This window comes from Pelagibius sp. Alg239-R121 (assembly GCF_947331435.1).
Taxonomy (GTDB): Bacteria; Pseudomonadota; Alphaproteobacteria; order Kiloniellales; family Kiloniellaceae; genus Denitrobaculum.
In genome coordinates, this window is sequence record NZ_CAMZOF010000011.1 from 25721 (window position 1) to 38397 (window position 12677).

13 protein-coding genes are annotated in these 12677 nt (G+C 58.6%); 4 read left to right on the top strand and 9 right to left on the bottom strand.

Annotated features, from left to right (window positions below; genetic code table 11):
• Positions 1-5 precede the first annotated feature (5 nt).
• The 3 genes from QMZ18_RS29645 to QMZ18_RS29655 are packed head-to-tail and all read right to left on the bottom strand — an operon-like array spanning position 6 to position 3234.
• The gene (locus QMZ18_RS29645) at positions 6-1163 is read right to left on the bottom strand and encodes a Gfo/Idh/MocA family protein (protein WP_282610024.1); all 1158 of its coding nucleotides are present in this window, start codon (positions 1161-1163) and stop codon (positions 6-8) included.
• Positions 1164-1177: 14 nt separating this feature from the next.
• A complete protein-coding gene (locus tag QMZ18_RS29650) occupies positions 1178-2071 on the bottom strand; it encodes a TIM barrel protein (RefSeq protein WP_282610025.1) in 894 nt (297 codons plus the stop codon).
• 44 nt (positions 2072-2115) lie between these two features.
• A complete protein-coding gene (locus tag QMZ18_RS29655; RefSeq protein ID WP_282610026.1) occupies positions 2116-3234 on the bottom strand; it encodes a Gfo/Idh/MocA family protein in 1119 nt (372 codons plus the stop codon).
• 104 nt (positions 3235-3338) lie between these two features.
• On the opposite strand from QMZ18_RS29655, the gene iolD reads away from it, so the two are divergent.
• From iolD to QMZ18_RS29675, 4 genes are read left to right on the top strand one after another with little or no spacing between them, the layout of a single operon-like run.
• A complete protein-coding gene (gene iolD, locus QMZ18_RS29660; protein ID WP_282610027.1) occupies positions 3339-5210 on the top strand; it encodes a 3D-(3,5/4)-trihydroxycyclohexane-1,2-dione acylhydrolase (decyclizing) in 1872 nt (623 codons plus the stop codon).
• A 5-nt stretch (positions 5211-5215) separates the two neighbouring features.
• Complete coding sequence (gene iolC, locus QMZ18_RS29665) at positions 5216-6256, top strand: 5-dehydro-2-deoxygluconokinase (protein ID WP_282610028.1); 1041 nt, start codon at positions 5216-5218, stop codon at positions 6254-6256.
• Positions 6237-7079, top strand: coding sequence for a 5-deoxy-glucuronate isomerase (locus QMZ18_RS29670; protein ID WP_282610029.1), 843 nt, complete (start codon positions 6237-6239; stop codon positions 7077-7079). The genes iolC and QMZ18_RS29670 overlap by 20 nt, the downstream gene beginning before the upstream one ends.
• On the top strand, positions 7076-7912 hold the full coding sequence (locus QMZ18_RS29675; protein WP_282610030.1) for a class II fructose-bisphosphate aldolase: 837 nt from the start codon (positions 7076-7078) through the stop codon (positions 7910-7912). The genes QMZ18_RS29670 and QMZ18_RS29675 overlap by 4 nt, the downstream gene beginning before the upstream one ends.
• A gap of 21 nt (positions 7913-7933) precedes the next feature.
• On the opposite strand, the gene QMZ18_RS29680 is transcribed toward QMZ18_RS29675, so the two are convergent.
• The 6 genes from QMZ18_RS29680 to QMZ18_RS29705 all read right to left on the bottom strand — a co-directional run bounded on the left by QMZ18_RS29680 (position 7934) and on the right by QMZ18_RS29705 (position 12577).
• Positions 7934-8809, bottom strand: a complete 876-nt coding sequence (locus QMZ18_RS29680) for an NAD(P)-dependent oxidoreductase (RefSeq protein WP_282610031.1) — start codon at positions 8807-8809, stop codon at positions 7934-7936.
• A gap of 28 nt (positions 8810-8837) precedes the next feature.
• Positions 8838-9578 carry an SDR family oxidoreductase gene (locus QMZ18_RS29685; RefSeq protein ID WP_282610032.1) on the bottom strand — a complete coding sequence of 247 codons (741 nt, stop codon included), beginning with the start codon at positions 9576-9578 and terminating at the stop codon, positions 8838-8840.
• Positions 9579-9632: 54 nt separating this feature from the next.
• Positions 9633-10355 carry an amino acid ABC transporter ATP-binding protein gene (locus QMZ18_RS29690; protein ID WP_282610033.1) on the bottom strand — a complete coding sequence of 241 codons (723 nt, stop codon included), beginning with the start codon at positions 10353-10355 and terminating at the stop codon, positions 9633-9635.
• Positions 10352-11014, bottom strand: a complete 663-nt coding sequence (locus tag QMZ18_RS29695; RefSeq protein WP_282610034.1) for an amino acid ABC transporter permease — start codon at positions 11012-11014, stop codon at positions 10352-10354. The genes QMZ18_RS29690 and QMZ18_RS29695 overlap by 4 nt, the downstream gene beginning before the upstream one ends.
• A 12-nt stretch (positions 11015-11026) precedes the next feature.
• The gene (locus QMZ18_RS29700) at positions 11027-11686 is read right to left on the bottom strand and encodes an amino acid ABC transporter permease (RefSeq protein WP_282610035.1); all 660 of its coding nucleotides are present in this window, start codon (positions 11684-11686) and stop codon (positions 11027-11029) included.
• 75 nt (positions 11687-11761) lie between these two features.
• On the bottom strand, positions 11762-12577 hold the full coding sequence (locus tag QMZ18_RS29705) for a transporter substrate-binding domain-containing protein (RefSeq protein ID WP_282610036.1): 816 nt from the start codon (positions 12575-12577) through the stop codon (positions 11762-11764).
• Positions 12578-12677 lie beyond the last annotated feature (100 nt).

Genomic DNA, 12677 nt, shown 5'->3' on the forward strand with positions numbered 1-12677 from the left:
GGTACTCACCGCTGCGATGGTGGTCGCGCATCAGTCCAACGGCTACCGTCTCCCGCTGATTCGACGGCAGCATATACCGCTGCCATGGAATTCAAACCATCAACCGCGTGTGGATAATGTGTCGCTGCTGGGTCGGGATCCCGACCCTCCTTGCGTGCGGCAATGACCTCCGCCAGATCGGAGTAGATATTAGCGAAGGCAAGCGGCATGCCTTCCGCATGCCCAATGGTCACACGTGATGCACGGTCTGCTTCGGGCGAAAGCCCCGGCCCGCCGCGCTCGAGCGTACGGGTCGATTGGTTCAAGGGCGTCCAATAGAGCTGGTTCGGCCACTCCTGAGCCCAGCGCAATCCGCCCTTTTCGCCAAAGACCTGAATGTTGAGACCGTGCATGCGGCCGACCGCAACCGCGCTGGTCCAGAGACGGCCAACCACGCCTTCAGTCATGCGGAACGAGACCATACCGTCGTCTTCAAGCATCCGGCTCTCGATGCAGGAAGCAAAGTCGGCGGAGATGCTCGTGACCTCCTGTCCGGTAACGAAACAGGCCATGTGCAAAGCATGAATGCCGCAATCGGCCATGACCGCGGAAACTCCGGCCTGTGCTGGATCGTAGCGCCAGCGGACCCGTGGATTGTCGGCGTCTGCGGCATCGGCGTGAAAGCCGTGGGCAAACTCTGCCTTGACGAGACGCACCCGCCCGAGATCGCCGCGTGCTACCATTGCCCGCATGTGGCGGACCAGGGGGTAGCCGCTATAGCCGTAGTTGACCGCACAAATCCGCCCCGACTGCGCAGCGAGCGCGACGATCACTTCGCCCTCTTCAACCGTCATGGTCATGGGCTTTTCACACAACACATCGAACCCGGCCTCAAGAAAGGCTTTGGCGATTTCGAAATGCGTTGCGTTGGGAGTTGCGACCGTCACGAGATCGATCCGGTCCTCGCGCCCGCTTTCACCCGCCAGCATCTCACGCCAGTCGCCATAGGCGCGGTCCGCGGCGACACCAAGAGACTGGGCATAGGCGCGCCCTTTTCCCGCATCCGCATCCAGCGCACCGGCGGTCAGGGTAAAGAGCCCATCGAGCCCGGCACCCAAACGATGGGCCGGTCCAATCTGGCTGCCTTCGCCGCCACCGATCATGCCCCACTTAAGCTGTGTCACCAATTAGTCTCCACTCAAGAGAAGCCGATGGATTCAAGGTATAGTCGGTTGGAGCGCGCGTCGTCGATGGCAGAATCAGCGCGCACGGGATCGCAGTCCTGTTCGACAGTGCACCAGCCCTGAAAATCTGTCGCCATCAAGAGCTTCTGTACCGCCGGAAAATCCGTCTCGCCCCGGCCCAGCGCGCAGAATATGCCCTGTCCGCAAGCATCATAAAAATCGGTCCGCTTTGCGATGACGTCGGACTTCACCCGCGGATCGATATCCTTGAAATGCATATAGGAGATGCGCGTCATATGGCGTTGCATGAAGGCCACCGGGTCGAAGCCGGCGTATTGTGCATGCCCGGTATCGAGACAGATCTTCAGGAGGCCTTCATCGATCTCCGACAAGAGACGCTCGACTTCAGGCTCGAAATCCATAAAACCTGCGGCATGAGGGTGTATGGAAACGGTTAGGCCATAGTCCTCATGCCCCATCTTGGCGATTCTGCGGATGCGTTCGACATAGCCATTCCATTCGGCTGCATCCATCTGCTCCGCCTCGGCCGGCCTGCCCGCTGTTGGCGCCCGGCGCGGCGATATCGAATCGATCAGCACGAGATGCTCTGCGCCATGTGCTTTGAGCGCAGCACAGGTTCGGGTCGCGCCATCCAGCACCTGATCCCACTTACCAGCATCATGAAATGGCCGGAACACAACGCCGCCGATCAACTCAAGTTCCCGCGCCGCCAAGGCGTCACCGAGCTCCCCGGGATCTTCGGGCATGAAGCCCACCGGTCCCAGCTCGATTCCCCGGTACCCCGCCGCCTTGCATTCATCGAGCACCCGCGCCCATGATGGGTTGCGGGGATCATCGGCAAATTCGACACCCCAGGAACAGGGCGCATTTCCAATTCTGATCGACATTCTTTTCCTGTTTATCTTGAGATTACCTTGTCGGACGCCACGGATCAGATCTCGCTGAGCGGCACCCATCTTCGTGCTTCCTGGGAAACCCAGGCGGCGGCAATGACCCGGTTGACTTCCATCCCGTCGCGAAAGCTTGGCCAAACCGTCTCCCCGGTTTCAATCGCTTTCAAGAAGTCGCGTGCCTCGATAATGATTTGATCTTGATATCCTGTACCGTGGCCCGGTCCCTGACAAAATACGACGTAGTCCGGATGCTCTGGACCGGTCAGGATCTTGGTGAAGCCTTGACGGTCGGTCACTGCGTCACCCTTGTAGAGCCAGAGCGCATTCTGATCTTCCTGATCAAAGCGCAGTGCACCTTTGGTGCCGAAGACTTCGTATGCGTAACCCATCTTGCGTCCAGTGGCGATACGGCTGAAGTAGAGCATGCCCATGGCACCGCTCTCGAATCGGCAGAGGAACTGGGCCTGATCGTCATTGGTTACGACTTGCAGTTTTCCATCGTCGCCGGGCCGGAACTTGTGCACGGTCTCGATATCCGCCATCAGGCTTTCGATCGGGCCTGCCAGCGCCAGCGCACCGTTGATCATATGAGGCGCCAGATCTCCCATGGTGCCATTGGCCCGGCCGTCGGTTCGCCAACTCGCAGGCGCCGAGGGGTCGGCAAAAAAATCCTCTGTATGCTCGCCCCGGAAATAAGTGACGTCGCCGATCTCCCCCGAAGAGATGATCTGACGGGCAAGTTGGGATGCTGGCGTGCGGATGTAATTGAAGCCAGTCATGTTGGGACAGCCTGATCGTTCGGCTGCGGCGACCATGTCCCGGCTCTCGCTCAGACTCGCCCCGAGCGGCTTCTCACAGAAGACGGGTTTTCCCAAATCGAACGCCGCCAGCGCGATCTCCCGATGGAACGTCTGCGGTGATGCAATCACCACCGCCTCCACCGCCGGATCGCCGACCAGCTCCCGCCAATGCGCCGTCGAACGGCGAAAACCAAAGGCCCGCGCCTTCTCGCGCGCGCCGTCTTCGCTGGTCGTGCAGATCATCTCGCAAACCGGACGAAGCCCGGTGTCAAAGACCGCGCCCACGGCCTGCATCGCCACCGAATGGGCCTTGCCCATGTAGCCACCGCCGACGATGCCGATACCCAAACTTCGCATGATCGCCCCCGAAGGAAAGATTCTTTTTTGCAACCGGTTGCAAAAACAACTAAGCTCGTTTTAGCTTAGAGCGTCAAGCATCAAATGGACTTCGGGAGAACTCAATGACCGGGAACGGAAAAACCGTCCGGCTGACCATGGCACAGGCGCTGGTGCGTCACCTTGCGAACCAGTTTATCATGATCGACGGCGAGAAAGTCCGGCTCTGCGGCGGCGGTTTTGCAATCTTCGGTCATGGCAATGTGACCTGCCTTGGCGAAGCGCTCTACAACCATCGCGAAGAGCTGCCGGTCTGGCGCGGGCAGAATGAACAGTCCATGGCGATGGCGGCTGTCGCCTATGCCAAACAGAAACTCCGGCAGCGCTTCATGTTTGCAACCGCATCGGCTGGCCCGGGCACCACCAACATGCTGACAGCGGCTGGCATTGCGCACACCAACCGGCTGCCGATGTTGATGCTTGCAGGCGATGCCTTTCAAACCCGACTGCCCGATCCGGTCCTGCAGCAGGTCGAGCACTTCGGCGACCCGAGCCTGTCGGTGAACGATGCCTTCAAGTCCGTGTCGCGCTATTGGGACCGGATCACACATCCGGCACAGATCATCCAATCCCTGCCGTCAGCCATCAATACAATGTTGGACCCTGCCGACTGTGGTCCTGCCTTTCTCGGTTTGCCGCAAGACGTTCAGGGCTGGGCCTATGACTATCCTCTGTCTTTTTTTGACGAGCGCATCCACCGGATCCGCCGGCAATCCTCAGACAGCGATGATATCGCCGCCGCAGCTACCTTGCTCGAATCAGCAGAACGCCCGCTGATCATCGCAGGCGGCGGTGTGCAGTACAGCCGGGCAACCGCGGAGCTGACCGCCTTCGCCGAACAGCACAATATCCCCGCCGTGGAGACCATCGCCGGCCGTGCAAACCTGCTGTTCGAACATCCGCTGAACTGTGGTCCCGTCGGTGTTACAGGATCCAACTCGGCCAACAGTCTGGCTGAACAGGCCGACGTTGTCGTCGCAATCGGCACGCGCCTGCAGGACTTCACCACCGGTTCCTGGACAGCCTTTGCTCATGACGCCCGATTCATCGGTGTCAACGTCGGACGCCACGACGCCGGAAAACACCTCTCTCAGCCTGTTGTCGGCGACGCAAAATTGGCGATCGCTCAGTTGACCGAAGCGCTTGGCAGTTATCGCGCGCCGTCCGCGTGGACTGATCTCGCTGCTGAAGAACGGAGAGCCTGGAACAGCTATGTCGACGACAACATCCGCCCAGGGAATCGCCCTCTGTCCTACGCTCAGGTCATTGGCGCGATTAATGAGCTTTGCGATGCACGCGACCGTGTGGTCGCCGCTGCTGGCGGCCTGCCCGCCGAAGTTACCGCCAACTGGCGCACGAAATCACTAGGGTCCGTCGATGTCGAATTCGGCTTTTCCTGCATGGGCTACGAGATTTCAGGCGGTTGGGGCGCCCGAATTGCACAGCAGGAGAACGAGCCGGAACGTGAAACCATCATCTTCGTCGGCGACGGCTCCTACCTCATGCTGAATTCCGATATCTATTCCTCTGTTCTGTCAGGCAAGAAGATGATCGTGATTGTCTGTGACAATGGAGGTTTCGCGGTCATCAACAAGCTGCAAAACAACACCGGCAACGTGTCCTTCAACAATCTGATCAAGGACTGCAATCTGGCGACCGAGCCCTTTGCGGTCGACTTTGAGGCCCATGCCAAGGCCATGGGTGCCAACGCCGAGACGGTCGCGTCGATTGCCGACCTGAAAGAAGCCTTTGGGCGCGCCAAAGCCTCGGACCGCACCTATGTGCTTTCTCTACAGGTCGACGCTTTCGACGGCTGGACCCAGGAGGGCCACACCTGGTGGGAGACCGGCATTCCAGCCGTCTCGGACCGCAGCGAGATTAACGCCGCCCGCGACGGCGCCGACGAAAGCCGCACGCGGCAAAGACCAGGCGTGTAACTGTTATGAACGCAGTGATCGAAAAGCTGAAGCAGAAGAGTTTCCTCGTCATCGGGCGGGCGGGCATGGATTTCTACGCGGAGCCGCCTGGCACAGAGATGGAGCAGGCGGAAAGCTTTTCAGCCCATGTCGGCGGATCGGCGGCGAACACAGCGGTAGCTCTCGCCAGGCTCGGCTGCACGACCGAGGTGGTCACCTGCGTCTCGGACGATGCGGTCGGCCGGTTTGTGAGCGCAAAGCTCGCTTCGTTTGGTGTCGGCACCAAACACTTCCGCAGCATCGGCGGGGAAGCACGTAACAGCCTCGCAGTGGTCGAAACTCGCCTCGATAACTGCCAATCCGTGATCTACCGAAACGGAGCCGCGGATTTCGACATGGGTATCGAAGACATCGAAGCGCCTGACTACGAGAGCGCCGGCGGCGTTATCCTGTCAGGCACGGCTCTCGCAGCGGAACCCTCGAGATCCGCCATCTTTCAAGCCATAGAACTGTCACGTGCGGCTGGAACGCCGGTGATCATCGATATGGACTACCGCCCATATTCCTGGCCATCGCAAGAAGAAGCCGCCGCGGTCTACACCCGCGCCATTGAACGCTGTGATCTGGTGATCGGCAACGACGTCGAGTTCAACGTTGCGGCGGGGCCCGGACGTGACGGCTTCGAACACGCCAGATCCCTGATTGACGGGACACCCGCGCTGGTCATCTACAAAATGGGCGAGCGTGGTTCCGTGACCTTTGCCGGTTCCGAGAGCTTTGAGACCGGGATCTTTCCGGTCCAAGCCATCAAACCGACCGGAGCCGGCGACGCTTTCATGGGCGGCTTTTTGTCGGGTCTGGCAAACGGCCTGTCCGTCAGAGGCGCAGTCGAACAGGGATCCGCCTCCGCCGCGATCGTCGTCACCAAAGTCGCCTGTTCCAGTGCCATGCCAGACCGCGTAGAACTCGACAGCTTTATTGCCAATCACAGCCTCTCATCTACAGACGATACTCCTGCACTCAACACCACTGCCCCCGGAGCACCCAATGCATATCGCGCCGTTTGACAACAAGAACCAGCCGATCATCGATATCGAAGATTCGCGGGTTCCCCTCACCTACTTCAACATCGTCAAGCTGAAGAAGGGACAGGCCTTCGAATACCAGACGCCAGGTTATGAAACCTGCGTGGTGCCCGCCACAGGGACCGTGGATGTCGAGGTGGAAGGCGAGTCCTACGCTGGAATCGGCCAGCGCCGCGCGGATGTCTGGGATGGAGAGCCGGAAGGTGTCTACGTGCCGACCGCCGCCAAGGCCTCCTTTGTCTGCGCATCCGACGAAGCCGAAGTCTTCGTTGCCGGTGCACAGTACGATAAGGTTCTCGAACCATTTGCCGTGCGTGCCGAGGATATCGACCGTATTCAGTATGGCTCCGACGACACCAAAACACATCGTAAGATCAAGCACATCTTTGGCACCAAGTACCACGGTAAAGTGGGCCGTTTGTTGGTATCGGAACTCTTTACCGTCGGCCAGGGCGGCTGGTCCGGCTTCCCATCGCACAAGCACGATTCAGATCTGCTGCCGGACGAAAGCCGTCATGACGAGGTTTATAACTTCCGCTTCAAACCTGGGCACGGCTTCGGCATGCAGTTGCTGCAGAAAGATGAAAACGAGGTGGGTGAAGCCTTCCACATTGTCGACGGTTCGACCTTCATCATCGAAAAAGGCTATCACCCCTGCGTGGCAGCGCCCGGCTACGAGATGTATTACTTCACGATCCTCGGCGGCTTAAGTCAGCGGTCGCTTAAGCAGTATTTCCACCCGACGCACGCCTATCAGGTCGAAACCATCCCCGGCATCAAGGACATGGTTGCAAAGTTCAAATGACGGCGGCATCGCTCAGCGATGTTCTGCAGGCAGCGATGGGCGGCGGCTATGCCGTCGCAGGACTGGTCGTGCTCGGGTGGGAAGACGCTTGCGCCTATGTCGAAGCTGCTGAACAAGCTGGTATTCCGATCATCCTGCAGGCCGGCCCAGGTTGCCGCGCACACACACCGGTTCCTGTTCTGGGCAAGATGTTTCGCCATCTTGCGGATCGGGCCGGCGTACCGGTGGTCTGTCACATTGACCACGGATATTCGCTCGAGGATTGCCTGGAGGGCATCGATAACGGCTTCACCTCGGTCATGTTCGACGGCTCCAAGCTGCCGATCTCCGAAAATGTCGACATCACGGCACGCATTGTCGAAAAAGCCCGCGCTGCCGGCGTCTCTGTCGAGGGGGAAGTGGGTTTCGTCGGCTATGCCGAAGGTGCAGCGTCAGCGACGACCGATCCTGGAGAGGCTGCCCGTTTCGAACGCGAAAGCGGTGCCGATGCCCTCGCCATCTCCGTTGGAAACGTTCATCTCCAGACTGAGAAAACTGCAGGCATCGACTTTAAGGTATTGGCATCTATCGAAGCTGCAACCACCCTGCCTCTGGTCCTGCATGGCGGCAGCGGCATTCCAATCGAAACTCGCAGAAAACTGGCGAGAGAAACCCGGGTCTCGAAGTTCAACATCGGCACCGAGCTGCGCATGGCCTTCGGTCAAGCGCTCAAGGAAAACCTTCAAAGTCACCCCGAGGCTTTCGACCGTTTAGATCTGTTAAAGCCGACAATTCCGGCTGTACGCGACACAACGCTACAGGTCATTCGCAATATCGGACCAACGCCACCATAAGAGCCGAATGCTCGGCGGCGATTAAACACCGCCGCGTGCCTTACGGATATCCCCACGCAGCAACTCGCTGATCATCAGGTCACCGTAACCTTCCGCTTCAGCACGAGAGAAGATATCAAGCACGGCCTTGTTCAAAGGCGAGCTTAGCCCAAGTTGTTCGTTCATCTCGGTGATGTAACGCATATCCTTATAGGCGCTCTTTACGGTAAAGACGTAACCCTTGAAATCATCTTCGATCGCGCCACCGATCACGCGGCGGAAGACGCCGGAATCTGCTGATCCCCGAATCACAACGTCATAGAGCTTTGTCCAGTCGGAGCCTGCTACATCGGCGGCGTGAAACGCCTCGAACACCAGCGCAGCGATGCCGAACACCATATAGTTGTTCACAAACTTCGCCCGCCCACCGGCGCCGACCGCGCCAAAATGCTGAACTGCAACGCAAAACCCGCGCAGGATGGGTTCGATCCTATCGAACAGTGCGTCGTCCGCACCGACCAGAGCGCCCAGTTGACCTGCTTCGGCCTGCTTGGTTCCTCCGGTCAGCGGTGCTTCGGCAAATTCGACACCGAGCGCGGACATGCGTTCGGCAAGTTTCGCAGTCGAGGAGAGGGAAGAAGTACCGGTATCGACCAGAATCTGACCCTTGCGAAGATTTGGCTCCAGTTCCGCAACGACCTGTTCCACTACATTGGAATCCGGCAAGCAGAGGAGCAGCACATCGCTCTGCAAAGCCAACTCCGCATAGCTTTTGCATTCCATAGCCCCCAGGGCAACAAGAGCCTCAATGGGTTGGCGATTACGGTTGGCAATAACGCGCAGATCGAAACCCTTAGCCAAGAGGTTCGATGCCATGCCATAGCCCATGGCCCCCAAGCCGATAAACCCAATGCTCACCGGGCTTCCTCCTCAAACTGAAGCTGCGCTAAATCGACCAGCCGCCGTCAACAATAAAGAACTGACCGGTCGCAACCTTCGATTCGTCCGAAGCGAGATAAACCACCATTGGCGCGATATCCTCCGGATGGGTCATCTCGCGGGTTGGCTGGCGATCCAGCATCTCTTCGTACGCCTTGTCGTAGTTCCCGCGTGCCGCCATACGAGCCTTGAGAGACGGTGTCATAACCGTGCCCGGGCAGACCGCGTTGCAGCGGATCTTCTGTTGAACATAGTCCTTGGCGATCGACTTTGTCAGGCCCAGAACCGCGCCCTTCGTTGCGCTGTAGACGCATCGGCTGGCAACCCCCATCAGGCTGGAGGCCACTGTCGCCATATTAATGATTGAGCCGCCGCCGTTCTCGATCATGCCAGGCAGGAAGGTCTCGATCATACGGGCATGCGAACGCACGTTAATCTGAAACGAGCGGTTCCAGGCCTCGTCATCGGCCTCTAGCAAGGTTCCGTCGTGCACATATCCGGCACAATTGAACAACACATCCGGCGTCGGCACCTCATTGCGTAAGGCCATAATCGCCGCCGCATCGGTCACGTCGAGCCGCACACATTCCAGGTTCACACTAACGGCGCAGAGGCTGTCAAGTGAAGGTTGATCGATATCGGTGGCGTAAACTGTCGCTCCTTCGTCGGCCATGGCAATCGCACAGGCTCTCCCGATTCCCATGCCCGCGGCAGTCATTACTACCTTCTTACCTGAAAGACGTCCCATTCAAAGCCTCCACCGACCTCACTCGAATCCGTTCTGTTCCACTCTATCGGATCGTCAGCGGACATTCGCCAAGAACTTGCGGGTCTGTTCGCTTTGGGCCTCGCCGAAAATCTGCGCCGGCGGGCCGATCTCCTCCATCATACCCTGATGGAAGTACGCGACCCGGTCGGAAACATCGCGGGCGAACCCCATCTCGTGGGTCACGCAGATCATCGTCATGCCCTCTTCCGCCAACAGGCGCATGGTGTCCAGCACCTCTCCAACGAGTTCCGGATCCAAGGCAGAGGTAGCCTCGTCAAACAACATGTAATCCGGTTCCATCGCCAGTGCACGAGCAATGGCAAGGCGCTGCTGTTGCCCCCCCGAAAGCGCAGAAGGATAGACGTCGAGCTTATCTCCCAACCCAACGTGTTCTAGCTGTTTCACCGCTATTTCCCGCGCTTCCTGCCGGGATTTTCCACTCACAATCTTAGGTGCCAGCGCAACGTTTTCCGTCGCCGTGAGATGCGGAAAGGAATTCCACTGCTGGAAGACCATGCCCAGATTCTGGCGAAGTTTGTTGATGTCCGTGCTTTTGGCATGCACCGAAACACCATCAACAATCACTTCGCCCTGTTCGATCGTCTCAAGCGCATTGATGCAGTACAGCAGGGTTGACTTGCCGGAACCGGATGCACCAATCACGCTCAGCACTTCGCCTTTTTGAACCGTGAGGTCGATCCCCTTGAGCACGTGCAGAGCACCGAAGTACTTATGCAGATCTTTTACTTCAATCATGATTTCCACCTGCTCTCAAGGCGCGCGCTATATTGGGATAAGGGATAGGAAAGCGCGAAATAGAACGCGCCGGCCAGGGCCAGAATGATGAAGGGTTCCTGGGTGCGGGTAATGAGGATTTGCGACGCCCGCAGCAACTCGACATAACCCAGAACCGAAACCAATGCACTGTCCTTTACAACACTCAGCGCCACGCCGACCCAGGACGGGAACACCGCGCGCAGGCCGATCGGCCAGACCACGTACCGCATATCCTGCCAGTAGGTCATACCCAGAGAACGCGCCGCTCTGCGCATGGGAACACCGACCGCCTCAATCCCGCCACGCGCCACATTGGCAACCAGGGCGGAAGTGTAAAAACTCAGAATGATCGCACCCGAAAAGAAGGGATTGAGTGGCAGCCCAACCAGCGGGAAGAAATTGAAAAACAGGATCAGCTGAATAATCAGCGGCACTGAACGAAAGGCATCGAGGACGAGGCCCAGGGTAATCTCGATCCACCAGCGCCCGGCCTGAAGCGCCCAGCCGAAGATGCAGCCCATGACCGTGCCGGCAGCAACGGAGATTACGGAAATCAGGAGTGTCCGGCCCGCCGCCTCGGCTAGAAACCCCAGGTCACTGAACTGAAAACCGGTAAAGAAGGACGTCGTCGCATTCATCTCATCGCTCCCTCAATACCGAAAGAGACGCCAACCGATCAGACGCGACAGTGCGAGAATGACCTTGACGATGACATAGTAGATGACCGCTGTAACGGCGAAGTATTCGAAGATGCGGAAGGTCTTGGATGCAAAGAACTGTGTCTCTCCGGACAGCTCGCGAAAGCCGACCAGCATGCCGAGCGAACTCATCAGCACGGCCCAGACCATATGATTGGTCATGGGGTGATAGACGATCCGTAGCACCTGCGGAATGATGATCCTGACGTAAGCCTGGGTGGCGGTCATGCCGAGCGATCTGGCGGCGCGCAATTGGGTCGGCGGCACTGCCTGAAACCCGCCCCGAAAATTCTCCGCGAGATAACCCGCATTGTTAAACGACAATCCGACCAGCACGATGAAATAGGGGCTGAGGTGGATTCCAAAAGCCCCCAATCCGAAGCCGAAGAAGAACAGCTGAAACAGCGCCGGCGTATTACGCGCGACTTCAATCCAGGTCGTGGCAAACCAGCGCAGAGGCGCAGCACCGGTCAGGCGTGCAAGGGCGAGCAGAAGTCCGGTCACGATGCCGATCACCATCGACAGGATCGCGACCTCCATGGTCAGAAGACCTGCGTCGAGCAGGTCCGGCAATGCGCGAAATACCGGCCGCCAATGAAAGGTATAATCCATCGTGCCCTCTCGTGATGACGTCGCCGCCCGTGACCGGCAAATGGATTACCGATTACGGGCGGCGACAGGACTTCATCAGTAGAAGACGCCCGGAATCCGCAGTTCCGGCGCTTCGCCGCCGACGAACTGTCCCCAAAGCTCCTGATAGCGTCCGGAACGCACTTGATGCGTGACGAATAGGTTCAGGTAGTTCAGCCAGGCAATATCCTTACGCGGGCCGACGACCGAGGTGTAATCCGTGGTCCACGGCATACGCGGGCCGGCAATGATGGTGTCGTACTGCGCGGCGATCGGCTTAACCGCTGTATTGGTGGTAATGCCGGCATCGGCCTTGCCTTGTGCCACGGCAAGGAACACCTCGTTCTCAGACTGATAGCCCTGGTAGAGGTTTTCGGTACCCCACTCTTTGGCGATCTTCAGAAACTCCTGCTCCGGCACGGTCCCGATCGCAGCCGCGATCCGTTTGCCCTTCATGTCCTCGAAGGTCTTGATACCGCTGTCCTTACCGACCACGGCCTGCGCGTAGTAGATTGCGTAAGGAATGGTGAAACCAACTGTCTTGGCGCGCGCGAGCGAATCCGACGTGCCGCCGAACACCACGTCGGCGCGGTTGGTCACGATAACCGGCAGGCGCTCGGCCCAGGTCACGGGCAGGATCTCGAAATCGACCTCTAGCGCTTTGGCCAGGTCCTTGCAGTATTCGACGTCGAAACCGGCGGGTTCGTTGTTTGCGTCGCGAAACCCGATCGGCGGGAAGTCCAGCACGACGCCGCAACGCAGAACGCCCTCGCCAATGACATCGTCCACCTTATCGGCTTGTGCACCCGTGGCGCAGGCGGCAATTCCCACGGCCACCGCAGCCGCGGCGACCAATTTGTGAGCCCTCAGCATATTCTTCTCCCTAAGTTTTTTTTACCTGTTTGGAGACTTATCAGCGTCTCGGTGAGTTAATATATCGAATTGAATTCAAATTGTCGACAACGAATAATTC